Source organism: Streptomyces sp. 1114.5 (assembly GCF_003635085.1).
Classification (GTDB): Bacteria; Actinomycetota; Actinomycetes; order Streptomycetales; family Streptomycetaceae; genus Kitasatospora.
On the sequence record NZ_RBXE01000001.1, the window covers coordinates 3,062,973 to 3,088,613 of the forward strand.

General features: G+C 71.8%; 20 protein-coding genes and 1 pseudogene. 4 read left to right on the forward strand and 17 right to left on the reverse strand.

Annotated features, from left to right (window positions below):
* Positions 1-20: 20 nt before the first annotated feature.
* From BX285_RS13530 to glnA, 5 genes and pseudogenes are all read right to left on the reverse strand, one after another.
* Positions 21-1,823: a hypothetical protein gene (locus tag BX285_RS13530; protein ID WP_259470522.1), complete on the reverse strand. Its 1,803-nt coding sequence runs from the start codon at positions 1,821-1,823 to the stop codon at positions 21-23.
* Positions 1,824-1,854: 31 nt separating this feature from the next.
* Entirely contained in the window at positions 1,855-2,331 is a 477-nt protein-coding gene (locus tag BX285_RS13535; RefSeq protein WP_121175276.1) for an ABC-three component system middle component 2, read from the reverse strand.
* Positions 2,328-3,422 (reverse strand): ABC-three component system protein, encoded by a 1,095-nt coding sequence (locus tag BX285_RS13540; protein ID WP_259470523.1) that lies wholly within the window; start codon positions 3,420-3,422, stop codon positions 2,328-2,330. Before BX285_RS13540 ends, BX285_RS13535 begins: the two co-directional genes overlap by 4 nt.
* Before the next feature lie 162 nt (positions 3,423-3,584).
* Positions 3,585-4,223 (reverse strand): annotated as a pseudogene (locus tag BX285_RS13545) (IS5 family transposase); the annotation flags it as partial.
* Positions 4,224-4,567: 344 nt separating this feature from the next.
* A complete protein-coding gene (gene glnA, locus BX285_RS13550; protein ID WP_097238197.1) occupies positions 4,568-5,980 on the reverse strand; it encodes a type I glutamate--ammonia ligase in 1,413 nt (470 codons plus the stop codon).
* A 295-nt stretch (positions 5,981-6,275) separates the two neighbouring features.
* On the opposite strand from glnA, the gene BX285_RS13555 reads away from it, so the two are divergent.
* Positions 6,276-6,743: an RDD family protein gene (locus BX285_RS13555; protein ID WP_097238198.1), complete on the forward strand. Its 468-nt coding sequence runs from the start codon at positions 6,276-6,278 to the stop codon at positions 6,741-6,743.
* A gap of 89 nt (positions 6,744-6,832) precedes the next feature.
* Here the strand turns inward: BX285_RS13555 and BX285_RS13560 are convergent, their stop codons facing one another.
* The 7 genes from BX285_RS13560 to BX285_RS13590 all read right to left on the reverse strand — a co-directional run bounded on the left by BX285_RS13560 (position 6,833) and on the right by BX285_RS13590 (position 14,558).
* The gene (locus BX285_RS13560; protein ID WP_373560514.1) at positions 6,833-7,531 is read right to left on the reverse strand and encodes a DUF4191 domain-containing protein; all 699 of its coding nucleotides are present in this window, start codon (positions 7,529-7,531) and stop codon (positions 6,833-6,835) included.
* A gap of 163 nt (positions 7,532-7,694) precedes the next feature.
* A complete protein-coding gene (locus tag BX285_RS13565; RefSeq protein WP_373560570.1) occupies positions 7,695-7,898 on the reverse strand; it encodes a hypothetical protein in 204 nt (67 codons plus the stop codon).
* 197 nt (positions 7,899-8,095) lie between these two features.
* On the reverse strand, positions 8,096-9,049 hold the full coding sequence (lipA, locus tag BX285_RS13570; RefSeq protein WP_030061100.1) for a lipoyl synthase: 954 nt from the start codon (positions 9,047-9,049) through the stop codon (positions 8,096-8,098).
* 153 nt (positions 9,050-9,202) lie between these two features.
* On the reverse strand, positions 9,203-9,973 hold the full coding sequence (lipB, locus tag BX285_RS13575; protein ID WP_097240288.1) for a lipoyl(octanoyl) transferase LipB: 771 nt from the start codon (positions 9,971-9,973) through the stop codon (positions 9,203-9,205).
* Positions 9,974-10,126: 153 nt separating this feature from the next.
* The gene (locus BX285_RS13580; protein ID WP_121177486.1) at positions 10,127-12,163 is read right to left on the reverse strand and encodes a GAF domain-containing protein; all 2,037 of its coding nucleotides are present in this window, start codon (positions 12,161-12,163) and stop codon (positions 10,127-10,129) included.
* Between the two features lie 84 nt (positions 12,164-12,247).
* Entirely contained in the window at positions 12,248-13,609 is a 1,362-nt protein-coding gene (locus BX285_RS13585; RefSeq protein WP_121175277.1) for an MFS transporter, read from the reverse strand.
* A gap of 187 nt (positions 13,610-13,796) precedes the next feature.
* Positions 13,797-14,558, reverse strand: a complete 762-nt coding sequence (locus BX285_RS13590; protein WP_121175278.1) for a 3-hydroxybutyrate dehydrogenase — start codon at positions 14,556-14,558, stop codon at positions 13,797-13,799.
* 309 nt (positions 14,559-14,867) lie between these two features.
* On the opposite strand from BX285_RS13590, the gene BX285_RS13595 reads away from it, so the two are divergent.
* On the forward strand, positions 14,868-16,766 hold the full coding sequence (locus tag BX285_RS13595; protein WP_259470524.1) for a regulator: 1,899 nt from the start codon (positions 14,868-14,870) through the stop codon (positions 16,764-16,766).
* A 111-nt stretch (positions 16,767-16,877) separates the two neighbouring features.
* Here BX285_RS13595 and BX285_RS13600 read toward each other — a convergent pair whose 3' ends face one another.
* Positions 16,878-18,209, reverse strand: coding sequence for an FAD-dependent oxidoreductase (locus BX285_RS13600; RefSeq protein WP_259470525.1), 1,332 nt, complete (start codon positions 18,207-18,209; stop codon positions 16,878-16,880).
* Between the two features lie 414 nt (positions 18,210-18,623).
* Positions 18,624-19,529 carry a TIGR01777 family oxidoreductase gene (locus BX285_RS13605; protein ID WP_097238204.1) on the reverse strand — a complete coding sequence of 302 codons (906 nt, stop codon included), beginning with the start codon at positions 19,527-19,529 and terminating at the stop codon, positions 18,624-18,626.
* Positions 19,530-19,610: 81 nt separating this feature from the next.
* On the opposite strand from BX285_RS13605, the gene BX285_RS13610 reads away from it, so the two are divergent.
* Together BX285_RS13610 and BX285_RS37885 are read left to right on the forward strand one after the other, a co-directional pair.
* Positions 19,611-20,108: a GNAT family N-acetyltransferase gene (locus BX285_RS13610; protein ID WP_097238205.1), complete on the forward strand. Its 498-nt coding sequence runs from the start codon at positions 19,611-19,613 to the stop codon at positions 20,106-20,108.
* 134 nt (positions 20,109-20,242) lie between these two features.
* Positions 20,243-21,334 carry a DUF2510 domain-containing protein gene (locus BX285_RS37885; protein WP_121175280.1) on the forward strand — a complete coding sequence of 364 codons (1,092 nt, stop codon included), beginning with the start codon at positions 20,243-20,245 and terminating at the stop codon, positions 21,332-21,334.
* Between the two features lie 78 nt (positions 21,335-21,412).
* On the opposite strand, the gene BX285_RS13620 is transcribed toward BX285_RS37885, so the two are convergent.
* From BX285_RS13620 to lpdA, 3 genes are all read right to left on the reverse strand, one after another.
* Positions 21,413-21,928, reverse strand: coding sequence for a DUF4240 domain-containing protein (locus BX285_RS13620; protein ID WP_097238206.1), 516 nt, complete (start codon positions 21,926-21,928; stop codon positions 21,413-21,415).
* A gap of 133 nt (positions 21,929-22,061) precedes the next feature.
* Positions 22,062-23,843 carry a 2-oxoglutarate dehydrogenase, E2 component, dihydrolipoamide succinyltransferase gene (gene sucB, locus BX285_RS13625; RefSeq protein WP_121175281.1) on the reverse strand — a complete coding sequence of 594 codons (1,782 nt, stop codon included), beginning with the start codon at positions 23,841-23,843 and terminating at the stop codon, positions 22,062-22,064.
* Positions 23,844-23,923: 80 nt separating this feature from the next.
* Positions 23,924-25,330 carry a dihydrolipoyl dehydrogenase gene (gene lpdA, locus BX285_RS13630; protein ID WP_097238208.1) on the reverse strand — a complete coding sequence of 469 codons (1,407 nt, stop codon included), beginning with the start codon at positions 25,328-25,330 and terminating at the stop codon, positions 23,924-23,926.
* Positions 25,331-25,641 lie beyond the last annotated feature (311 nt).

Genomic DNA, 25,641 nt, shown 5'->3' on the forward strand with positions numbered 1-25,641 from the left:
GCAGGCGGTCCCGGGCTGCGTCATTGCCCGGCAGCGGCCTCGGTCGGGAAGAAGCCGAACCTCTGCCCGTCCCGTTCACGGCTGAACATGTAGACCTGTGCCTCTTCGGTGATATCGGCGGGCGGGTCGCCGTTCTCGACGACGATGGCCTGTCCGGCGAAGTTGTGGAGGAGGCCGCGGTAGAAGTAGTCCTTCACGCTGTCCGGGAGAGCGGCGTCGCGGGTTCCGGGTTCGCGGTAGGTAACCAGCGGGGAGTCGAGGACGACGAACCCTGGGTGGCTGTGCTCCTGGGAGAGGCACAGGTCGGCCAGGGCGACGGTGAACGCCGCGTTGAGGACTGCACGCATGCCCTTGCCGTGGCCGGCGCGCGTCTTGCCGCCGACGGACATCTCTGCGGTGTACTGGTCGTAGTCCACCTCACCGGTGAAGCGGACTCTCCACACCTCGAGTGCGTGCTGAATAGCCCGCTCGAATCCGACGATGACGCGGGCGGGAATGCTGCCGCTTGGCCGCCCTCCGGGGACGGCACCTTCAGCGACGAGTGACTGCTTCACGGTCTCGAGCTCCTCGATCCGCTCGTGCAGGCCCAAGTCGCGTTCGATTTCTGAGCGTTTGGCCATCAGCTCGGCGGTCTCGGCCTCCAAAGGCCGTAGCTCCTCCTCGGTGATGCGCGTGATCTCTCCGGTCACCGTCTCAGCCTGGGCACGGTGGTTGTCGCGCAGCTGGGCGAGCTCGTCGCGCTGCACGCGCAGGCCGTCGATGGTCAGCAGGAGGTCACCCAGCAGGTGGTGGGTCTTGGTGCTCTCCGCGTCGACGGCCGCGTGCAGTGCGGTGGTCTCCTGCTCGCTGTGTGTCGGGCGTTGATGCTCGGGCTCGGCACCGCAGAACACGCAGGCGCCGGTGGCGAAGTAGCCGAGTAGGCTGCCGGCTTCGTTGACCATCGCCAGACGCGCGAGGTCGGACTCGTACTGGCTGCGCAGCAGGCCGAACCGGCCGAGGAGGCTGTCGATCTCGGCGAGGCGTTCGTCGTACTGCGCGAGTGTCACCGACAGCGTGGTGCGGTGGGCGACGGCCTCGACGTGCCGGTCGGCTACCTCCCGCAGCGCAGAGGAGCGGGAGTTGAGCGTGGAGAGCAGGCGGGCGAGCTGTTGCTCGAGGTCGAGTTGGTTGCTGTCGTTGGTGAGCTGCCGTTGGAGGTCGATGATCAGCCCGTCGAGGAGGGTGATCTTGCCTTTGTGGACACGGCGTTGTGCGGGGTTGGGTCCGGTGGCGGTGGGCGGTTCCCCGGCGCCGGTGAGCATGAGCTTGAGAGCCGAGCGGTAGGCAGTCTGGCCGTTGGTGCCCGCCGCCCGCAGGGCTGGGGGTACGGGTGAGACCATGCGTGTTTCGCTGACCAGGCATAGCTGCAGTAGGTCGCGGAAGGCTAGGAGCTTGGTGTTGCCGCGGTCGTTGGTGCTGATGAGGGTGTTGTCGAGGCCGATTTGGCTGAGCAGGAACCGGGACAGGTTCGCGCTGCCTTTGGTGGAGTGCTGGGCGGCCAGCACCAGGTCGGGGCTGTGGTGAACGACGTCTCGTACATCGCTGCGGTAGACCTTGATGATGGTGGACCGCAGCCCGCGCACGAGAGTGATGACGCTGCCGTCGGGCAGAACGACGCCCAGAAGGATCTGAGAGTAGTGCTCGGCCTCGGGGATGACGTTGAGTTTGCGGGCGCCGAGCATGTAGTCGATCGCCTCGGTGACGAAGGACTTGCCGGTGTCGGAAGCTCCGTAGACGACGGTCAACCGCGGGTGGAAGGTGACCTGTGCCGGCTCCAGACCCATGCCGGCGAAGGTCAGGTGAAGGAGCCTGAGGCTAGACAAGGTCACTCCCGGGAAGAGGCAGGCTGTCGCGGAACTTGTGGACCCAGCGGTCGGTGATCTGCCGGGTCGCGTCCCGGACTTCGGCCGCGGGAAGGCGCAGGTCTCTGAAGATCCAGTTGGCCCGGGTGCGCAGGTCACCGATGTAGGGGGCCTCAAGGACGTTGACGAACCCCGGACCCTCCTCGCTCGCGCGGTACACCAGGCCGTCTGCGGTCGCCTCGACGTCGGCCAGTCCGGCCCGTAGGAGGACGACCAGGCCCTGCTCGATGAGGTGGCGCTTCATGGCGAGCTCGCCGGGACCTGCAGGGAGTGAGGGATGCAAGCTTGGCGGACCGTCCAGGTCTGCGCTGTGCAGCATCACGTGGTCGAGGTAGACCAGCTGAGCCAGGTCCAGGGGCTGCGGGAACGACGTTGACAGCAGGACCAGCGTTCTCATGCCCACCTCGAGCGGGCCGTTGAGTGGAATCACGATCCCTCCTTCGGGCACCAGGTCAGACGGTCATCGTTGGCCAACTGGTGGCAGATTCCCTTGCGGTCATTGGAGTGCACGTAGTCGACGAGGATGTTGTTCGCCAGCGGCATGTCGCCGGCGGTGTCCAGTACCTTGTTGAGGCGCTCGTAGCCGTTGGGGAAGTCCCGCAGCTCGAAGTCGGCGACTCGGTTGTAGATGTCGTCCTGCAGGGCTTCGAAAGTTCCGGGCGGGACGCTGTCTCGGGCGAAGAGTCGCAGTGCGTCCGCGCAGAAGAACGCCTCGCGCTGGCTCTGCAGGTGCCGACCAGCGTGCGGGTGAGCCCGGGCGTTGAGAGGGGAGTCGGCCGGGCAGCCCCATCTCTCCTCGTAGACTTCCAACAGCAACTGGATGTACCGCGCCTCGTTGGCGGTGTGCTCCATGGGAGGCTGACCAGTAGCGGGCCGTGGCTTGAGTGGTGTGCCGAACCGCTGGGCGTGGTAGGGGCCTTCGGCGTGCTGCTCCAGGATCTTGTCGAGGTTGGCGGCCTCGAAGCAGGAGAAGTCCGTCACCTGCGCCAGGTCCAGTGCGGCGGCCAGTGTGTCGTCGTCGTACTCCGCGCTGAGCCTGCTGCCGGGTGCCACCGCGCGCAGGAACTCGTCCTTGAGTTCACCGGGCTTGGCCAGAAGCTGGACCAGGGACGCGCCGATCCTTGGCGCGACGAAGACGTAGCGTTCGGGGAACTCGCGGTAGCGCCGGACGGCCACTGCGGCGAGGATCTTGAGCATCTCTGGGTAGGCGATGGCTGGGGTGAGCGATCGCTCGTAGCGCTTGCACTGAAAGCAGTGCCACGGCCCGTCGGTCTTGCGCTGGGTGAGGAACGCCGCGACATCGGCTCCCCGGTCGTTGGCCCCTCCCATGCCCACCACGTCGACGTACCCTGTCCCCTTCAGCGCCAGCAGCCACTCACGGACGAACTCCTCCCACTGCTCGGCCGACTGACTCATCAGAATCTGCTTCGGTGTCATGTGCGGAGGTGGAGCCATCATGGGGGATAGCACTGTCACCGGCGTCTGGGACGGCAGCGGCAGGTCGGTGAACAGCGGCTCCATTTCGTAGGAGTACGAGTGCTTCCTGGCCATCTCGCCCCCGGGTCTGTGCACGCTGTGTGATCACTTACTGAGCAAGCAGTAATATCATTCATTGGCAGCACTCGGAAAGGCTCGGCGGGGACCGGACGCGTCACCACCTTGAGCCGCTTGGGCGCGGAGGGGGTATTCACGCCCCCTTATCCGAAGGCGCCTGGTGTGTGCGCAGGAGAGTGTGGACCGGTTGGGGCGCGTGCGTGGGTGCCCGCCGCCAGGGCGCGGGACGCGGATGCGCTCCATGGCTGGTATGAGCTGCGGGGCGTCGCCCCACTGGCCCGGCGTGACCAGCAGGCCCAGTGGGGCGACGCCCGCCCTTGCCAGCCAGGTGGATCTTCGTCGTCAGCCCGCCCCGGGAATGCCAGAGTCCTTCATCGGGGCGGTGCTGCCGAGGCGTTGATCCTTTCCCGGCACGCGGGGCGGTTTCTTCTGGGCTCCGGCGGCGTGCTGGTGAGCCCGACAGGAGGTGGAGTCCACGCTCACCATGCTCCAGTCGAGGTGGCCCGCCGCATCGGCATCCGCCTGGACCGCACGCAGGATCCTGTCCCACGTGCCGTCCGCAGACCAGCGCCGGTGCCGCTCGTAGACCGTCTTCCGGCTGCCGAAACGCTCCGGAAGGCCCCGCCACGGGACACCGGTCCGCTGCCGGAACAGGATCCCGTTGATCACCCTACGGTGGTCATTCCAGCGCCCGCCCCGCCGACCGCCTCCCGGCAAATGCGGAGCCAGTCGGGCCCATTCATCGTTCGTCACATCACCCCGCCCCATGCCGGGCACAACGAGTCGGGCATGGGGAAGTCACATGACCCGCAGGATAGGGCCTAGCCCGAGGGAGCGGCAGGGCTGGCAAAAGATCGAACCTGGTGAGTCGGCAGTTCATGAGTGGCGACTGCTGAAAGTAGCGAGATGGTGCACCGCCCAGCGCTGGCAAGGGCGACGGGATGATCATCGCGTGTTCGATCTACGCGTGCTCAGTTCACACTCATTTCACATCGGGAGCCCCAGAGCAATCGACGTGACGCGACCGACCGGCGTTTCCGCAGGTCAGGACCTTGCCTGACCTGCGGAAACGGTGAGAGATCGAACTGCGTTTCCGCAGGTCAGCGGTGCTCCTACAGGTCGTAGTACAGCTCGAACTCGTGCGGGTGGGGGCGGAGGGCGATGGGGGCGATTTCGTTGGTGCGCTTGAAGTCGATCCAGGTCTCGATCAGGTCCGGGGTGAAGACGTTGCCGGCGAGGAGGTACTCGTGGTCGGCTTCGAGGGCTTCGAGGACGGCCGGGAGGGAGGAGGGCACCTGGGGGACGTTGGCGTGCTCTTCGGGGGCGAGCTCGTAGAGGTCCTTGTCGACGGGCTCCAGCGGCTCGATCTTGTTGCGGATGCCGTCGAGGCCGGCCATCAGCATGGCGGAGAAGGCCAGGTACGGGTTGGAGGACGGGTCCGGGGCGCGGAACTCGATGCGCTTGGCCTTGGCGTTGGAGCCGGTGATCGGGATGCGGATCGCGGCCGAGCGGTTGCGCTGGGAGTAGACCAGGTTGACCGGCGCCTCGAAGCCCGGGACCAGGCGGTGGTAGGAGTTCACCGAGGGGTTGGTGAACGCCAGCAGGGACGGGGCGTGCCGGAGCAGGCCGCCGATGTAGTAGCGGGCGGTGTCGGAGAGGCCGGCGTAGCCCTGCTCGTCGTAGAAGAGCGGGGAGCCCTCGGTCCACAGCGACTGGTGGACGTGCATGCCCGAGCCGTTGTCGCCGAAGATCGGCTTCGGCATGAAGGTGGCGGTCTTGCCGTTGCGCCAGGCGACGTTCTTGATGATGTACTTGAACAGCATCAGGTCGTCGGCGGCGTGCAGCAGGGTGTTGAACTTGTAGTTGATCTCCGCCTGGCCGGCCGTGCCGACCTCGTGGTGCTGGCGCTCGACCTCCAGCCCGGCCTTGGCGAGTTCCAGCGACATCTCCGCGCGCAGGTCGGCGAAGTGGTCCACCGGCGGGACGGGGAAGTACCCGCCCTTGTACTTGACCTTGTAGCCGCGCGCGTCGCCCTCGGCGGCGCCGGTGTTCCAGGCGCCGGCCTCCGAGTCGATGTGGTAGAAGGACGCGTTGGCGCTGGTGTCGAAGCGGACCGAGTCGAAGACGTAGAACTCGGCCTCGGGTCCGAAGAACGCGGTGTCGGCGATGCCGGAGGAGGCGAGGTAGGCCTCGGCCTTCTTGGCGACGTTGCGCGGGTCGCGGCTGTAGGCCTCGCCGGTGACCGGGTCCTGGATGAAGAAGTTGATGTTGAGGTGCTTCTCGGCCCGGAAGGGGTCGAGCCGCGCGGTGGCGAGGTCCGGGACGAGGGCCATGTCGGACTCGTGGATGGCCTGGAAGCCGCGGATCGACGAGCCGTCGAACATCAGGATCTCGGACGGATCGAAGGTCGCCGCGGGTACGGAGAAGTGCTGCAAGACGCCCGGCAGGTCACAGAACCGGACATCGACGAACTTCACGTCGTTGTCCTGGATGTACTGCTTCACTTCGGCGGCGTTGTTGAACATCCATCCTCCTCGGTGCGAATGGGGCTCACCCTAGGAATGGGTCGTTTCCGGACGGTGACCCGCTCGTTTCCTAGATGTTAACCACGGCCCCCGGGCGGGCGGCAAAGATGTACGGGACGGGGCAAAACGCCCCTCCCACCTGGGCGGGCTCCGACAAGTGGTCTGGACCACTGGAAAAGCCGTCGGGAACGCCCAGGTGCTGGGATTCACTCCCCAGGGGACGGCGCCGCGACGGCGCCCCGCCCGGAGGGGAGCCGGTGGCGGTCCGGACCGTCAGCCCGGTTAGTGTGGATTCGTGGACACCAGAGAAGCGTTGGGATCGTGGATCGACGGCCCCAAGGCGGCCGCCGAGAAGATGGGCGCCGACTTCGGCTACCGCGGCGAACGCCTCGGCCTGCCCGAGGAGGGCTCCGGCTCGATCGCCGGCCCCGGCCGCCGGATCGGCGCGCTGTTCGTGGACGGCTGGCTGGTCGCGCTGATCTCCTACGGGCTGATCGCCCGCGGCGACCAGGCCGAGGCCAACCTGTGGACGAGCCCGCTGTTCTTCCTGGTCGCGGCCCTGCTGCTGTCGACCACCGGGACGACGGTCGGCAAGCGGTTGTTCGGCCTCCGGGTGGTCCGCCTGGACGGCGGCCGCGCGACCATCCCGCAGGTCCTGCTGCGCACCCTGCTGCTCTGCCTGGTGGTGCCCCCGCTGGTCTGGGACCGCGACCACCGCGGCCTGCACGACAAGGCGGTCGGCACGGTCGAGGTGCGGATCTAACCGGCTCCGCCGAGCCGGAACGTCGGAACGGCCCCGCCGCGGAAGCTCCGCGGCGGGGCCGTTCTCGTGTCGTCAGGGGAGGGGGAGAGTCAGCGGACCTGGCCGCCCTTGGGCATCCGGGCGCCCTTCGGCATCGGGCCCTTGGGGATCGGGGCCTTGGAGAGCAGGTCGCCCAGCGCGCGCAGGCGGTCGTTGGTCTCGGTGACCTGGGCGGCGGTGATGGCGCGGGGCAGTCGCATGAGGTGGATCTGCAGCTTCTTCAGCGGGATCTCGCCCTCGCCGTTGCCCACCACGATGTCGTGCACCGGCACGTCGCCGACCACGCGGGCCATCTTCTTCTTCTCGGAGGCCAGCAGCTGGCGCACCCGGTTCGGGTTGCCCTCGCCGATCAGCGCGATGCCCGCCCGGCCCACCGCGCGGTACACGGCGTCCTGGTTACGGGTGACCGCCACCGGCGTGGTGTTGGAGCTCCAGCCGCGTCGGATGTTGTTCAGCACCGCCGCGACGGCGCCCGGCTGCCCCTCCATCTGCCCGAACGCGGCGCGCTCGGCCCGGCGCCCGAAGACGATCGCCATGGCCAGCACGGCCACGATGAAGCCCAGGATGCCCAGATAGACGGGGTGCTCGATCGCGAAGCCGATGGCGAGGAACACGCCGAAGGTCAGCAGGCCGACGCCGGCGATGATCAGGCCGATCTTGGTGTCGACCTTCTTGGTCATGGTGTACGCCAGACGGATCTGCTTCAGCCGTCCGGGGTTCTCGGATGTTTCCCTCGCCATAACGCTCATGGTACGTGGCACGGGTACGGGATATCCAAGCCCGGGTACCCGTTCGCCCGAACCGTGACCCTTGTGCCCGTACGCCGTCGCGGACAGCGACGGGCCTCACGGCGGTAGGGACTTCAGCGTGACGGGAGCTTCACGGCCGTACGGGCTTCAGGTCGTCCGGGCTTCACGGCCGTACGGGCTTCGCCGTCGCTCCGGCGGCGACCGCGTCGTGCCGGCGGTCCGCCGCGTACCGGCGGTTCTCGCACACCGCCGTCCACGCGTTGCGGCGCGCGTGCTGCTGGCCCGGCGCCAGCAGGACGCTCTCGGCGAACCGCAGCGCCGCCCCGACCGACCGAACCGATCGCACCGACCGGATCCGCATTCCCATCGCCATGCCGAACAGCTCCTCTCGTGACTGATCGTGGCTGAGAAGAATCGAACGCTTGCTGGGCGTCCATCGTCCCCACCCCGTGTTACCAGTCCGTGACCAGGCAGTCAAAGCGTGGTGAAAACCGGAAGGGCGGAGCCGCAGCTCCGCCCTTCCAACAGCTCAATGGCTCAAACGCGCCGGGGAACCGTGCCCGGTCAGACCGCGGCCTGCTCGCGCCGCTCCAGCGCCTGGCGGTAGAGCCGGCCGGCTCGGTACGAGGAGCGCACCAGCGGGCCCGACATGACGCCGGCGAAGCCCAGCTCCTCGGCCTCCTCCTGGAGCTCGACGAACTCCTGCGGCTTCACCCAGCGCTCCACCGGGTGGTGGCGCAGCGAGGGGCGCAGGTACTGGGTGATGGTGATGAGCTCGCAGCCGGCGCCGACCAGGTCGGCGAGCGCCTGGCTGACCTCCTCGCGGGTCTCGCCCATGCCCAGGATCAGGTTGGACTTGGTCACCAGCCCGGCCGCGCGGGCCTGGGTGATGACGTCCAGCGAGCGCTCGTAGCGGAAGGCCGGGCGGATCCGCTTGAAGATCCGCGGCACGGTCTCGACGTTGTGCGCCAGTACCTCGGGGCGGGAGGAGAAGACCTCGGCCAGCTGCTCGGGGACGGCGTTGAAGTCGGGGATGAGCAGCTCGACGCCGGTGCGGCCGGCCGCGCGGTCGGCGGTCATCGCGTGGACCTGGCGCACGGTCTCGGCGTACAGCCAGGCGCCGCCGTCCTCCAGGTCGTCGCGGGCGACGCCGGTGATGGTGGCGTAGTTGAGGTCCATGGTGACGATGGACTCGGCGACGCGGCGGGGCTCGTCACGGTCGAACTCGGCGGGTTTGCCGGTGTCGATCTGACAGAAGTCGCAGCGGCGGGTGCACTGGTCGCCGCCGATGAGGAAGGTCGCCTCGCGGTCCTCCCAGCACTCGAAGATGTTGGGGCAGCCGGCCTCCTGGCAGACCGTGTGCAGCCCCTCCTTCTTCACCAGCGACTGGAGGGCGTTGTACTCCGGGCCCATCTTCGCGCGGGTCTTGATCCACTCGGGCTTCCGCTCGATGGGGGTCTCGCTGTTGCGGACCTCCAGGCGGAGCAGCTTCCTGCCGTCGGGCGCGACAGCGGACACGTGCGACTCCTAGAACTAGACGGGGTACCCCCAGGGTACGCCTGTGGTTGTACGGCCTTCGCCGGGCCTGCCGCCCTGCAATCGCAGGGCAACACGGCTACCGGTCAGTAGATTCCCAGCGCTGCGGCCTCATGCCGAGGGCTTCAGAGGGCTTCAGCGGGCGAGCGCCGGCTCGGGCAGCTCGGCGAAGACCTCCGCCAGGTGCCGCTCGACCACCGGTGCCGCCTCGGCGACGGAGAGCCCGCGCGCCAGCTCGCCGGAGAGCGAGGCCACGCCCGCGTCCCGGATGCCGCACGGCACGATCTTGTCGAACCAGGTCATGTCGGGGTCGCAGTTGAGCGCGAAGCCGTGCATGGTCACCCCGCGGGCGACCCGCACGCCGATCGCGGCGAGCTTGCGGTCGTCGCCGCGCTGACCTGCGTTGGAGGGCGCGTACTCGGGGCCGGCCAGCCGCGGGTCGATGCCGAGCGGCAGACCCATCCGCAGGGTCAGCTTGCCGAGGTCGACGACCTGGGCCGGGTCGACCACGGCGTCCGGGATGGACTGGCCCAGCACCCAGACCCCGCTGCGGCCCTCGACCCGGGTGGTCCCGACGCCGAACTCGGCGGCGGCGCGGATCAGCGCCTCCTCCAGCCGGCGGACGTAGGCGATGACGTCGATCGGATCGGGCAGCTTGACGATCGGGTAGCCGACCAGCTGACCGGGGCCGTGCCAGGTGATCTCGCCGCCCCGGTTGACCTCGACCACCGGGGTGCCGTCCAGCGGCAGGTCGGCGGGGTTGGTGCGCTTGCCCATCGTGTAGACGGACTGGTGCTCCAGCAGCAGGACCGTGTCGGGGATCTCGTCCGCGACCCGCAGCGCGTGCAGCCGCTGCTGCTCCTCCCACGCCTCCTGGTAGGGCACGGTGCGCTCACCTATGCCCATCGAAACGAAACGCACGTTCTCGCTCACCGCTGCCGCTCCTTGCCAGGCGTTCGAGACCAACCTCGCCACTGTACGCCCAGCCCGGTTCGTCCCCGTCAGCCGTCCCGCTCGGCCGTCCCGCTCGGCCCCCGGCGAACCGGACCCTCGCGGGCGTCAGTCCCCGGCGAGCAACTGCAGCCGCAGCGCGAGCTGGAGCTCCAGCGACCGCTCCGGGTGGTTCCAGTCCCGCCCGAGCAGCGCCTCCACCCGGTCCAACCGCTGGACCACCGTGTTCACGTGGACGTGCAGCTCGTCCTTGGCCCGGGTGAGGCTGCCGCCGCAGTCGAAGTAGGCCCGCAGGGTGCGGACCAGCTCGGTGCCGCGCCGGGCGTCGTACTCCAGCAGCGGGCCGAGGGCGGCGCCGACGAAGCCGTCCACGTCGTGGCCGTCGCCGAGCAGCACCCCGAGGAAGCCGAGGGCGCGGGCCGAGGCGCCCTCGCCGGCGCGGCCGAGCACCCGCAGGGCGCGTACGCAGCGCAGGCCCTCGGCGTACGAGGCGGCCAGCGCGGGCGGGCCGGCGGCCGGGCGGCCGGCGCCGACGGTGACGGGGAAGCCGGCCAGCCGGGCCAGCCGTTCGGCGGCCTGCCGGGCGGCCTCCTCGGGGTCTCCGGGGTTCTCGGGGTGCTGGGCGCCGCCGGTCTCGACGGGTACCAGCAGGACGACCGCCTCGCCGTGTTCGGCGCTGACGCCCCGGGAGCCGAACAGGTACCGCCGGGCCGCGCCCGCCAGCCGCCCCCGGTCGGCGACGGCACCGGCACCGCGACCGGCTCCCCCGGCGGTCGCGGTGCCGGTCACGTCGCCGGCCGTAGCCGTAGCCGTAGCCGTAGCCGTAGCCGCAGCCGTAGCCGCAGTCGTAGCCGCAGTCGCAGGCTCGGCGACCAGCACCAGGTGCGGCCGGGCGAGGTCGACGCCGAGCCGCCGGCCGCGGGCGGTGAGCCCGGCCGGGTCGCGCTCGGGAGCGGTCAGCAGGTCGGTGACCAGCTCGCCGCGGACCCGGTTCTCGGTCTCGGCCACCGAGCGGCGCAGCAGCAGGAGCAGCGCGGTGACCACGCTGGCCCGCTCGAACAGCCGCCGGTCGGCGTCGTCGAGGTCGGGCCGTCCGCGCAGCACCATGGTGCCGAGCGTGTCGTGCCCGGCGAGCACCGCGCAGACCCACTGCTCGCCGTGCCGTACGGACCGGCCCTCGGCGCGGGAGGCGGCGACGGCCCCGGCCAGTTCGGCGGCGGGTACGGACCGTCCGGCCAGCGGTTCGCCCTCGGCGTCCAGGACCGCTATCTCCCCGCCGAGCAGCGCCGCGACGGCGGCGGCGACGTCCGGTACCTCGGCGCCGCGCAGCACCAGGTCGGTGAGCCGGTCGTGCGCCTGCTCGGCGCGTTGGACGGCGGCGGAGTGGGCGCGGACGAGTTCGTTGGCGGCGTTCAGCTCGGCGAGCGCGGCCCGGGTGTCGGCCAGGGACTTGGCGGTGTCCAGGGCGATCGCGGCGTGCGCGGCCAGGGTGCAGAGCAGGGCGACCTCGTCGGGGGAGAAGGCGCGCGCCGAGCGGTCGGCGGCGAACAGGACGCCGATGACCTGCCCGCCGAGCAGCAGCGGCACCCCGATGATCGCCACCAGGCCCTCGTCCAGCACGCCCGCGTCGATCGTGCCGGTGTGGTGGAAGCGTTCGTCGGTGCGGTAGTCGGGGGTGGCGTACGGGCGGGCGGTCTGTGCGACCAGCCCGCCCAGGCCGTCGCCGAGGCTGAGCCGCAGGTTCTGGAACAGCACGGAGACCGAGCCGTCGGTGACCCGCATGTAGGTGTCGCCCGCGGCCTCGTCCGGCAGGGTCAGGTACGCGGTGTCGGTGCCGAGCAGCATCCGGGCCCGGCGGACGATCGCCTGGAGTACGGTGTCCAGCTCCCGGGAGGCGGCGAGGTCCCCGGCGGTGTCGAACAGGGCGGTCAACTCGGCTTCCCGGCGCCGGTGTTGGCGCAGGGTCCGGTGAACCCGCAGGGCCTGCCAGGTGGCGTCGTCGATCTCGGCGAGGACGGCGGCCGGCGCCCCGCGGTGGCGGGCGTCGGCCAGCACGTCGGCGAAGTCCTCGGTGGCGGCGCCCGAGGCGAGCAGGTCGAGCAGCCGCCGCAGTGCGGGCGCGGCGCTCTCGTCGGGGTGGTTCATGGTGCGGGCCGCCAATCGGCGTCGGTTCCGACGGGTGCGGGTACTCGCGAGGTGCGAGAACTCGCGATGCTATCGGCTCAACGCTCAGGCCACCGCGGGCTTTCCGACCGGGGCGCCGTCGGCCGGCTGCTCCTCGATCCGGGTCAGGTCCCGCCCCCTGGTCTCCCGTCCGCACAGCACGGCCAGCACGGTGACCACGGCGGCGAGGGCGACGTACACCGAGATCGGGGTGGAGCTGCCGTAGTCCTTGAGGAGCGCGGTGGCGATCAGCGGGGCCGGGGCGCCGGCCGCCACCGAGGCGAACTGGGCGCCGATGGAGGCGCCCGAGTAGCGCAGCCGGGTCGCGAACAGCTCGGAGAAGAAGGCGGCTTGGGGTGCGTACATCGCGCTGTGGAAGACCAGTCCGACGGTCACCGCGAGGACCAGCTGAGGGAACGAGCGGGTGTCCACCAGCCCGAAGAACACGAACGCCCAGACCCCGACCCCGGCCGCGCCCACCAGGTACACCGGCTTGCGTCCGACCCGGTCGGAGAGCGCGCCGAACAGCGGGATCAGCGCGAACTGGATGGCGGAGGCGATCAGTACGGCGTTGAGCGCGCTCTGCTTGCCGAAGTGCGCGTGGCTGACGGCGTAGGTGAGCACGAAGGTCGTCATCACGTAGTAGGAGATGTTCTCCGCCATCCGCGCCCCCATGGCCACCAGCACCTCCCGCCAGTGGTGCTTCAACACCCCGACCAGTGGGGCCTGTTCGGCCTCCGGCTGGTTCGCCTTGTTCGCGATCGCCTGCCGGAACAGCGGCGACTCCTCCACCGCGAGCCGGATCCACATCCCGACCCCCACCAGTACCGCCGACAGCAGGAACGGCACCCGCCACCCCCAGGTCAGGAAGTCCGCGTCCGACTGGAGCGTGGTCATCAGCGACAGCACGCCCGCCGCCAGCAGGTTCCCGGCCGGCGCCCCGCCCTGTGGCCAGGACGCCCAGAACCCCCGCCGCCGCTGGTCCCCGTGCTCCGACACCAGCAGGACGGCGCCGCCCCACTCACCGCCGAGCGCGAACCCCTGCACCAGCCGCAGCGCCGTCAGCAGCACCGGCGCCGCGACCCCGATCGAGTCGTACGTCGGCAGCAGCCCGATCGCCGTGGTCGAGCCGCCCATCAGCAGCAGGCTCACCACCAGCAGCCGCTTGCGCCCCACCCGGTCCCCGAAGTGACCGAACACCAACGCCCCGAGCGGCCGCGCCGCGAAACCGATGGCGTAGGTGAGGAACGACAGCAGCGTTCCGGTCAGCGGATCGCTGTGCGGGAAGAACAGCTTCCCGAACACCAGGGCCGCGGCCGTTCCGTACAGGAAGTAGTCGTACCACTCGATGGTCGTGCCGATCAGGCTGGCAGCCACCACTCTCGGGAGTGAACTGCGCGTAGCCGCAGCGCTTGCAGGGGCGTTCATGTGCCACCACTTCCAGGGCCGGGGGAGGAGGGAGAAGACGAGGAGGAGACGTCGGGGAGACGACGTCGCCACAAGGTAGGAATCCGCCGTGCGGAGGCCCATGTGGGCGGATCACACAGCGGTCGGCACAGGCGTGGTGGCAGGAGCCACTGCCCCGCGCCGGTCAGTGGGTCGGCCAGTGCGCCGGTCAGTGCGCCGTCCAGCCGCCGTCGACGGGGAGGCTGGTGCCGGTGATGTAGGACGCGGCGGGGGAGCAGAGCCAGACGGCGAGTTGGGCGACCTCCTCGGGTTCGATGAGGCGCTTCACGGCGGTGCGGTCGAGCATGATCCGCTCCACCACCTCGTCCTCGCGGATGCCGTGGGCGAGCGCCTGGGCGGCGATCTGCTTCTCCACCAGCGGGGTCCGCACGTACCCCGGGTTGATGCAGTTGCTGGTGACGCCGTACGGTGCGCCCTCCAGGGCCACGGTCTTGCTCAGGCCTTCCAGGGCGTGCTTCGCGGTGACGTACGCGGACTTGAAGGCGCTGGCGCGCAGCCCGTGGACGGAGGAGACGTTGACGATCCGGCCCCACTCCTGCTCGTACATGTGCGGCAGGGTCCGGCGCAGGATGCGGAACGGGGCCTCCACCATGACGCGTTGGAGGAGCGTGAAGCGGTCGGGCGGGAACTCGTGCACCGGCGCGACGTGTTGGAGCCCGGCGTTGTTGACCACGATGTCGGCGTCGTCCGGGAGGGCGTCCACGGCCGCGGGGTCGGAGAGATCGGTGACGATGGCGCGGCCGCCGATCCGCTGCGCGAGCTCCTCGGCCGGGCCGGCCGAGAGGTCGACGACGTAGACCCGGGCGCCGGCCGCGGCGAGGGCCTCGGCGCAGGCCCGGCCGATGCCCGAGGCGGCCCCGGTGACCAGGGCCGTGCGGCCGTCGAGCGGGCGGGCTGAAGTGGTGTCCATGGCCGAGAACGGTAGGAATCCGCCGCCCCGGCTCCCATGTGGCGGGCCGCCACAGCGTCCCCGGGAGCTGTGGCGGCAACCACTACGAAGGTCGATCGACGGTTCGACCGCGGAAGGCCAAACCCATGGTGACCCCGCTTCCCCACAATGGGCGCGGTTGCTTCACCCGTTCGGAGGATTGCTCGGTCAGATCCACCCATAGCGCCCGAATGCTCGCTACATTCACGCCGATTCCCGACAGGGGGCGCCGCCCCAGGCAGCCGAAGTGCTGGTAGAGCCCGGTGCGACGTCCGAGAGGTGTTGACAGACATGCCCCAACGGCCTGCAACCGACAGCCCGGCGTACGGACCGCTCGACCCGCTCGGCCAGCACCGAGGGCCGGTCGGCCGGACCCTTCCGGACGCCCCCGACGCCCTGGCCCCCAACGCCTTGACCGGCGACACGCTGACCGCCGACGCCCCGACCGCCGACGAACTGCGGCTGCCCGCGCAGGCCACACCCGACCGGCACGAGACCTCCGCCGCCCCCGCCGCCCCGCGGGGCACCGGCCACGCGGGTCCGGGCCCGCAGAACGGCCAGCTCGCCGCACTGATCGAGGAAGCCGGCTTCTCGCACGCCGGCCTGGCCCGCCGGGTCGACCAGCTCGGCCTGGAGCACGGCCTCGACCTGCGCTACGACAAGACCTCGGTGACTCGCTGGCTGCGCGGCCAGCAGCCCCGCGGCGCCACCCCCGCCCTGATCGCCGAGGTCTTCACCCGCCGCCTCGGCCGCCGCCTCACCGCCCAGGACCTCGGTCTGGACGCCTGCGCCCCGGTCTACGCCGGCCTGGAGTTCGCCGAGACCCCGCAGGAGGCGGTGGACATCGTGGCGAGCATGTGGCGCAAGGACAACGGCCCGCAGTCCGAGCTGCGCCGGATCGCCTTCACCCCGGCCGGCCTGGTCGTCCCCAGCCGGGACTGGCTGATCGGCCGCACCGACGAGCGGGTCGCCCGGGACGGCTCCACCCTGGTCCGCCCGGACGCCGCCACGGGCCCACCGTCCGCCGCCGCCACGTCCGCCACCGGCGCCCCCGCGCAGAACGGGCCCGGCGCGCCCGGCGCGTCCGCCACGGGCCCGGCGCGCGGCCAGGCCGTCGGCGCCCCCGGTGCCCCCAACCCGCCCGCCGCGCCCACCGCACGCAGCACGGCCGGGACGACCGGCACCGCCCCCACCATCGGCCGGGTGCCCACCCAGAGCCGCCGCCCGCCGGTCGCCGTCGAACCGCCGTACACCGACCCGGCCCGCGAGTCCCGTCCGGTCCTGCGGGTCGGCCGCGGCGACATCGCCGCCATCCGCGCCGTCGGCGACCTCTTCCGCGCGCTCGACCACGCCTACGGCGGCGGCCACGCCCGCCAGGCACTGGTCCGCTACCTGGAGAGCGAGGCCGAGCCGATGCTGCGCGGCCGCTACGGTGAGCAGATCGGCCGGGCCCTGTTCGGCGCGGTCGCCGACCTGACCAGGCTGGCCGGCTGGACGTCCTTCGACATCGCCGCACACGGCCTGGCCCAGCGCTACTTCGTCCAGGCGCTGCGGCTGTCCCAGGCCGCGGGGGACCGTGCACTGGGCGGCTACGTGCTGGTGACGATGAGCCAGCAGGCCGTCCACCTGGGCCACGGCCGGGAGGCGGTGCAGCTCGCCAGGGTCGCCCAGCAGGGAGTGGGCACCGCCGTGCCGCCGGTGGTCCAGGCGCTGATGCACGCCGCCGAGGCGCGCGGGCACGGGCTGCTGGGCGACGTCCGGTCCTGCACCACCGCCCTGGTGCGCGCCGAGCGGGCCCTGGCGGCAGCCCGCAGTGGCGACGAACTCCCCTCCTGGGCACGGTACTTCGACGAGGCCCAGCTCTCCGACGAGTTCGCCCACTGCTACCGCGACCTCCAGCAGTGGCGCACCTCCGCGCAGCACGCCGAGAAGTCGCTGCGGCTGCGCTCGCCCGCCTACGCGCGCAGCCGGATCTTCTGCCGGCTGGTGCTGGCCACCGCCCGGCTCGGCATGGGTGACCTGGACGAGGCCTGCACCATGGCCACCGACGCGCTGCGTGCGGCGGGGGAGATGCGCTCGGCCCGCTCGCTGGAGTACGTCCGGGACTTCCACCGCCGCCTCACCCCCTACCGTGGCAGCCCGGTGGCCCGCGCTTTCGAGGAGACGGCCCGCCAGGCGGGGGTGATCTGAGAGCCTGACCCAGGGCCTGTCCCCCGGGTCCCGGCGTGCGGGGCCGAGGGCCACCAGCTCTCGGCCCGGATCCTCGACGTCCCCCCCGCCCGACGCGACGCGACGCCGCCCTCAGGCCGCCGCCTCCGCCTCCCGCGCGTCGGCCGGGACACCGAGGTCGCGCAGCACCGCCCGCGCCGCCCGCCGTCCGGAGACCAGCGCGCCCTGCACGGTGCTGGTGTCCCGGTGGTCCCCGGCGACGTACAGCCCGGCCAGCAGCCGCACCGGGCGCCGGGTGTTGTGCGGCGGCGGCATCGCGGGCAGCGCGTCCGGGACGTGCCGCACGGTGAGGAACTGCCAGTCCCCCGTCGAGGCGCCGTACAGCTCGGTGAGCCGGGCCCGGACGGCCGGTTCCAGCCCGGCGGGGCCGCCCGCGTCGAAGGCGCGCCGCCCGAGGACGGTGGTGGCGATCAGCGCCTGGCCGGCCGGGGCGTAGGACGGGTGCAGTTCGCTGAGCACCAGCGAGTGCGAGACCAACGGCGGGTGCCCGTCCGGCCGTTCGCCGTCGAGCAGCAGGACGGCCTCGCCCAGCGGGGAGCGGTCGGCCGCGTGGTAGAAGGTCGTGACGGGGTGGAAGTCGGGCAGCCGGAGCCCGGGCAGCAGGTCGGCGGCGGAGCGGGCGTCGGTGGCGACGATGACGGCCTGGGCGCCGATCCGCCCGTGGGTGAGGGTCTCCACGCCGTCCGCGGCGATCGAGGTGACCTGGACACCGGTGCGGAGGGTGCCGGCGGGCAGGGCGGCGGCCAACTGGGCCGGCACGGCCGCGATCCCGCCGGCGGGCAGACAGAGCCGCCCGCGGGCGTAGGAGCGCAGCACCAGGTCGGCGACCCGGCTGCTGGTGCCGAGCGCCGGATCGCCGAGCAGGGCGCTGAGCAGCGGGCGCAGGAAGCCGTCGACGGTGCGCGGGGCGAGTCCGTGGCCGGCCAGCGCGCGGGCGGCGGTGGTCTCCGGCCGGGCCTGCAGCCGGCTGACCGGGGTGGTGGCGAGCCGGCCGAGCCAGCTGCCGAGGCGGGCCTTGTCCAGCGGGCTGCCGAGCGGGGCCCGAGTGGCGGCCTGCCGGGCGGCGGTGAGCTGCGGGTCCCCGGCGCGGTACCGGCGGCCGCCGCTGTGCACGAGTACGCCGGGCGCGAGCGGGCGCAGGTCGAGGCGGTCGAGGTCGAGCGTGCGGCGCAGCTCGGGGAAGGCGGTGTTCAGCAGGTGGCTGCCGTCGTCCAGCCGGAATCCGTCCAGCTCGCGGGTGGCCATCCGGCCGCCGATCCGCTCGGTGGTCTCCAGGACCTGAACGGTGAGGCCGTGGCCGGTGAGCGCCCGGGCTGCGGCCAGACCGGCGAGTCCGGCGCCGACCACGACGACGTCCGGGTCGGACGGCCGACGGGCGCGGCGGGTGAAGTCGTACGTGGGCACTGGGGTGCTCCCTCCCTGGTCCCGGGGCTCCGGCCGACGCAGGCAGCGGGGTGCCGGGACACGGTCCGAGGAAGGTGATGCCCAGTCAGTGTGAGCATCAGACAAGCACATCGGACCGGATCCGGGGGCCGGGCAGGGTTGTGCGGCGCCGGACGGGGGCGCGGTCACGGACAGTGCGCCGCGGCGGCCGGGTTCGGGGGTCGACGGGCGCGCACGGTCACCGGGGGCGTGCGACGCGCCCGCCATGTGCTCCCGTGCGCCCCCTCCCGGAGCCCCGTCCGACCCCCGCCCGATTCCGTCCGGCCCCCGCCCGGCATATGCCCCTGGCCAGGGCGGATGCCGTAGCCGGAGGTACGCACGAGGCCCGGCGCGCGTACGTCACAGCGCCGCCCGCCCAGGCCCGGCGCGCGTACGTCACAGCGCCGCGAGCACCGCCGAGTACACGTCCGGGTGCGTGAAGCGGAAGCCCGCGTCCAGCAGCCGCCGCGGCACCACCCGGTGGCTGCCGACCACCTCGACCGCCAGCTCGCCCAGCACTGCCTTGAGCACCGGCTCCGGCACCGGGAACGGCGTCGGCCGCTTCAGCGCCCGTCCGATCGCCGTGGTCAGTTCGGCGTTGGTCACCGGGTTCGGCGCCGTCAGGTTGAAGGCGCCGGACAGGTCCTCGTGGTCGATCAGGAAGCGGAGCGCGGCCACCTCGTCGTGCAGCGAGATGAAGCTCCAGTACTGCCGCCCGCTGCCGAGCCGCCCGCCCAGGCCCAGCCGGAACAGCGGGAACAGCCGCCCGCCCGCCCCGCCGGCGGTGGACAGCACCATGCCGGTGCGCGGGTGGACGACCCGGATCCCGGCCCGTTCGGCGGGCCTGGCGGCGGCCTCCCACTCCAGGCAGACCTCGGCGAGGAAGTCGTCACCGGCGGGGGAGTCCTCGTCGATCACCCGGTCGCCGGTCTGCCCGTACCAGCCGACCGCGGAGGCGCTGACGAGCACCTGCGGCGGCTCCTTGAGCGCGGCCAGGGCGACCGCCAGGGTCTCGGTGCCGTAGACCCGGCTCTCCCGGATCTCCCGCTTGTAGGCGTCCGTCCAGCGGTGGTCGCCGACCCCGGCGCCGGCCAGGTGCACCACGGCCTGGACGCCGGTCAGCCCGTCCCGTTCGACCTCGCCGAGCAGCGGGTTCCAGCCGATCGCCGTACTGCCGTCGGGCTGCGGGCCCGTCCTGGACCGGTGCCGGACCAGCCGGACCACCTCATGGCCGTCCGCCAGCAGGGAGCGGACGAGCGCCGAACCGATCAATCCCGTGGAGCCTGTGACAGCGATGCGCATGCGCCCATCCTCGCAGGCCGAACGCTCCTGGCCGTCCCCAGCGGCCCGAATGGCCGTCAGGCACGCCTTACCATGGCCCGCATGCCCGATGACGATCTGATCATCCGTCCGGCGCAGCCCGAGGACGAGCGCGAGCTCGCCGTCCTCAACCGCGCCGCCTGGTCCACGCTCTCCGACGTCTCCCCGGAACCGCCCGCCGATGACGCGGTCTTCGACGAGCGCCACACCCCGGAGCAGTTCCTGCTCGCGATCCTGGACGGACGGATCGTCGGCTACGTCCGCCAGGTCCCGGCCACCCCGCTGGCGAGCAACCGTCACGTCCGCCAGATCCAGGGCCTGGGCGTCGACGGCACGGTCCGCGGCCGGGGCATCGGCCGCCGCCTGGTCGAGGCGGCCTGCGCCGCCGCCCGGGCCGAGGGCGCCCGCAAACTGAGCCTGCGGGTGCTCGGCTGGAACACCCCGGCCCGCCGCCTCTACGAGAGCTGCGGCTTCGCCGTCGAGGGCTCGCTGGCCGAGGAGTTCCTGATCGACGGCTCCTACGTGGACGACGTCTGGATGGCCCGCCGCCTGGCCGACTGACCCCTCCCCGACCCGGCCCGTCCGACCGCCCCCCGGACCCCGTCCGACGGCCTCCCGAACGGTGTCCGGGGCGGTGCAGAGTCGTGACACACCCGCCCTGTCTGGACCACTGCCGCGCCGGGTACCGTACGGCCGTGAGCAACTCGACGCCTCCCGGGTGGTACCCGGTTCCGGGTGCGGACGGCACCCCCGGTCACGAGCGCTGGTGGGACGGCAACGCCTGGACCAGCGAGGTCCGGCCGCTCCAGGGCGGCGTCGCGGGCCCGCTCGCCGACGCCCCGACCCAGACGACCTGGCAGTCCTCCGAGCAGAAGCCCGGCTACGGGTACCCGGGCACCGCCCCGGCCCCGTCCTACGGCTACCCGGGTCAGGACGCCGTCCCGGCGGCCGGCTACGGCTACCCCGCCCAGGACGCCTACCAGGGCCAGAACCCGTACCAGGGGCAGGCCGGCTACCCGGCCCAGGGCGCCGGCTACGGCTACCCGGGCCCGGGCTACCCGCCGCAGGGCCCGGCGAAGAGCCGGACCGGCATGATCGTCGGCATCGCGGTCGGCGTGCTCGCCGTGGGCGGGATCGTCGCCGGGATCGCGCTCTACGGCGGCGGCGACCCCGAGGCGGACCTGACGCCGAACCCCACGGTCACCGTCACCCAGAGCAGCAGCCCCACGCCGACCCCGACCCGGCCGACCACCAGCCCCACGGTTCCGGTGCCCAAGCCCGTGCCGGCCCTCAAGACCACCGTCCCGGACCCCCAGCACGCGATCACCGTCCCGGTCTTCGACGGCTGGGACGCGGCGCCCAACCCCTCGCACTCGACGGTCTTCCTCGGCAGCGGCCAGTACACCTGCCCGGACGGCAACTCCTGCATCCGCGGCCAGTTCTCGATCGAGAAGGACACCATCCAGGGCACCACCCCCAAGGCGGCCGCCGACGCCGCGATGCCCACCTACGCCGGGCAGATCTTCACCGGAATCACCTCGCACACCGACTACGGCTCCGGTTACGTCACCGTCGCCGGCGTGCTCGGCTACGCGACCCGCTGGCACGTGCGCACCTCGGACGGCACCCAGGGCTACGTCCTGCTGGCCGCCGTCCCGGCCAAGGGCGGCGGCTACGTGGTCTTCCAGGGCGGCGTGGACGACGACCCGGCCGCCCCGGACTCCTCGGTGCTGGACCAGATCCTCAAGGGCGTCAAGCAGGACGGCTCGTCCGGCAGTTCCGCCTGAGAACCACCGGCCGGCAGTTCCGCCCGGGAACCGCCGGCCGGCCGCCGCGGGCCCGGCCACCTGCTCACGCGCGCCCGCTCAGTCCCCGTACCGCTCCCAGAGCTTGGGGAAGCGCTTCGCCATCACGTCCGGGTCGTCGAAGTCCAGCGACGCCCCGGACGGCCGTCCGGCCTGTCGCCCGCCCACCTCGGGCAGCGGCAGCCCGGTCAGCCGCTCGTACGCCTCGTCGGCGGCGTAGCCGATGTCCTCGGCCTCGCCGTCCTCCTCCTCGTCGAACTCGGGCAGCAGGTCCGCCAGGTCGTCGGGCTCGGCCAGCCCGCCCTCGAAGACCTCCCGGCCCTGGGCGATCAGCCAGCAGCGGAAGTAGTCGAAGGTGTCCTCGGAGGCGCCGTCCAGCAGCAGGTAGGCCGCGCCCCACAGGTCGGAGCGGTAGGCGCGCTGGAACCGGGCCTCGAACAGCCGGGCGAAGTCGATCACGTCGTCCGGGGTCAGTTGGACGAGCCGATCCACCAACCGGTCGGCCTGCTCGTCGGGGTCGCCGTCGGCGGCGTCCCGGGTGTCGTCGATGATCTGCCAGAAGTCCGTCTCGTCCATCACCGCTCCAGCATCCCCGTTCGTCCGCGTCCGCGCATGCCCTGCCCCCGCCCCGGCGCGGCGTGGCGCCGGGAACGGCGGAACCCCGCGCCGTCCGGGGACGACGCGGGGTTCCGCGGGGACCGTGGAGGGGTCAGAGGCCGAGCTCGACCTCGAACTCGCCGGCCTCCAGGATCTCCTTGACCGCGACCAGGTAGCGGGCGGCGTCGGCGCCGTCCACCAGGCGGTGGTCGTAGGAGAGCGACAGGTAGGTCATGTCACGGATGCCGATGGCGGTGCCGCCGTCGGCCTCGATGACCACCGGGCGCTTGACGGTGGCGCCGATGCCCAGGATGGCGGCCTGGTTCGGCGGCACGATCACGGTGTCGAACAGCGCACCGCGCGAGCCGGTGTTGCTGATGGTGAAGGTGGCGCCGGACAGCTCGTCCGGGGTGATCTTGCTGTCGCGGACCTTGCCGGCCAGCTCGGCGGTCTTCTTCGAGATGCCGGCGATGTTGAGGTCGCCCGCACCCTTGATGACCGGGGTCATCAGACCCTTCTCGGAGTCCACCGCGATACCGATGTTCTCGGTGTCGAAGTAGGTGATGGTGCCCTCGGCCTCGTTGATCCGGGCGTTGATGACCGCGTGGGCCTTCAGCGCCTGGGCGGCGGCCTTGACGAAGAACGGCATCGGGGACAGCTTGACGCCCTCGCGGGCCAGGAAGGAGTCCTTGGCCTTGCCGCGCAGCGACATGATCTTGGTGACGTCCACCTCGACCACGCTGGTCAGCTGGGCCTGCTCGTGCAGGGCCTTCATCATGTTGTCGCCGATGACCTTGCGCATGCGGGTCATCTTGACCGTCTGGCCGCGCAGGGCGGACGGCGCGGCGGCGGCCTTCGGCGCGGCAGCCGGGGCGGCAGCGGCGGCCGGGGCCGGAGCGGCCTTGGCGGCCTCCGCGGCGGCGATGACGTCCTGCTTGCGGATGCGACCGCCGACGCCGGTGCCAGCGATGGAGGACAGCGCGACGCCGTGCTCGGCGGCGAGCTTGCGCACCAGCGGGGTGACGTAGGCGTCACCGTTGTCGGCAGCCGGGGCAGCCGGGACAGCCGGGGCGACCGGAGCGGGGGCGGCGACCGGGGCCGGAGCCGCGACCGGAGCCGGGGCGGCAACGGGAGCCGGGGCGGCAACGGGAGCCGGAGCGGCGACCGGGGCCGGGGCGGCCGGAGCCGGGGCGGCCGGAGCCGGAGCGGCAGCCGGAGCCGGGGCAGCCGGAGCCGGAGCAGCCGGAGCAGCGGCCGGGGCCGGAGCGGCGGCGACCGCACCCGCGGCGCCGATCAGCGCGAGCTGGGCGCCGACCTCGGCGGTCTCGTCCTCGCCGACCAGGATCTTCACCAGGGTGCCGGCGACCGGCGACGGGATCTCGGTGTCGACCTTGTCGGTGGAGACCTCAAGCAGCGGCTCGTCGACCTCGACCGTCTCGCCCTCGGCCTTCAGCCAGCGGGTGACGGTGCCCTCGGTGACGGACTCGCCCAGGGCGGGCAGCAGCACCGGGGTGGCGTCGCCGGCCGGAGCAGCCGGAGCGGCAGCCGGGGCGGCGGGGGCGGCCGGAGCGGCAGCCGGGGCCTCGGCGACCGGAGCCGGAGCAGCGGCGGCCGGAGCGGCAGCCTCGGCGGCCGGGGCGGCAGCCGGGGCGCCGGAGCCGTCGTCGATGATCGCCAGCTCGGCGCCGACCTCGACGGTCTCGTCCTCGCCGACCTTGATCGAGGAGAGGATGCCGGAAGCCGGGGCCGGGATCTCGGTGTCGACCTTGTCGGTCGAGACTTCGAGCAGCGGCTCGTCGACCTCGACACGCTCACCCTCGGCCTTCAGCCAACGGGTGACAGTGCCCTCGGAAACGCTCTCGCCCAGTGCGGGCAGTGTTACTGAGACCGCCATGGTTTCAGCGACTCCTATCAAGTCTTGCGTACGGAAGTACTTGCGTACGGGAAGTACCGGAAAAGGGGGGTGGGGCGCGATCAGTCGTGCGCGTGCAGCGGCTTGCCGGCCAGCGCCAGGTGCGCCTCGCCCAGGGCCTCGGACTGGGTCGGGTGCGCGTGGATGAGCTGCGCGACCTCGGCCGGCAGGGCTTCCCAGTTGTAGATCAGCTGGGCTTCGCCGACCTGCTCGCCCATGCGGGCACCGACCATGTGGACACCGACCACGGCGCCGTCCTTGACCTGGACGAGCTTGATCTCGCCGGCGGTCTTCAGGATCTTGCTCTTGCCGTTGCCGGCCAGGTTGTACTTGAGGGTGACGACCTTCTCCTTGCCGTACAGCTCGACGGCCTTGGCCTCGGAGATGCCGACGGAGGCCACCTCGGGGTTGGAGTAGGTCACGCGCGGGACGCCGTCGTAGTCGATCGGCACCGGCTTGAGGCCGGCCAGGCGCTCGGCGACCAGGATGCCCTCGGCGAAGCCGACGTGGGCCAGCTGCAGGGTCGGGGCGAGGTCGCCGACGGCGGAGATGGTGGGCACGTTGGTGCGCATGTACTCGTCGACCAGGACGTAGCCGCGGTCCATCGCGACGCCGTTCTCCTCGTAGCCGAGGCCGGCCGAGACCGGGCCGCGGCCGATGGCGACGAGCAGCAGGTCGGCGTCGATCTGCTTGCCGTTCTCGGTGGAGACGCGGACACCGGTCTCGGTGTACTCGACGCCGGAGAAGCGGGCCTTCAGCTCGAACTTGATGCCGCGCTTGCGGAACGCACGCTCCAGCAGCTTGGAGGAGTTCTCGTCCTCCAGCGGGACGAGGTGCGGCAGCGCCTCGACGATGGTGACCTCGACGCCGAAGGACTTCCAGACCGAGGCGAACTCGACGCCGATCACGCCGCCGCCGAGGATGACGGCCGACTTCGGGATGCGGTCGAGCTTGAGGGCGTGGTCCGAGGAGATCACGCGGTTGCCGTCGATCTCCAGGCCCGGGATCGAGCGCGGCACGGAACCGGTGGCCAGGACGATGTGGCGGCCTTCGATGCGCTGGCCGTTGACGTCCACCGAGGTCTGCGAGGAGAGCTTGCCCTCGCCCTGGATGAAGGTGACCTTGCGGGACGCCACCAGGCCCTGCAGGCCCTTGTACAGGCCGGCGATGACGTCGTCCTTGTACTTGTGGACGCCGTTGATGTCGATGCCCTGGAAGGTGGCCAGAACGCCGAACTCGGCGGCCTCCTTCGTCTCGTCCGCGATCTCCGCGGCGTGCAGCAGAGCCTTGGTCGGGATGCAGCCGCGGTGCAGGCAGGTGCCGCCCAGCTCACCCTTCTCGACCAGGGCGACGCTCAGGCCCAGCTGAGCGGCGCGGAGCGCCGCGGCGTAACCGCCGCTTCCGCCTCCGAGAATGACTACGTCGAAAACGGTGCTGGCGTCGTTCGCCACGTCACGTCCTCCATGCATGGGGTGGGTCGCCGGGCCGGTCGCGGTCCGGTGGGTCGGAAGCCTTTGTGGGGCGCCCAGTCGTGCCGGAAATACATCTTCGCACTTGTTCGCGGTGGCTGATGTCCGGGTCCACCCCAGGGGTGTCCCGCGGAGCGGTCACCGGGGCGGCAACACCCCCGACGGATGGGCATCATCGCAGCTCAGGGCCGTGTTGACAGCCGCCGGACGGGGGTCTTCCGGGCCGTTCGGCGCGGTCTCTTCCGCACTGCGGAACAAAGTTTCGCCCGCAGCGAACACGCGTGCGCCGCACTGTTCCGGCCTACTCGCAG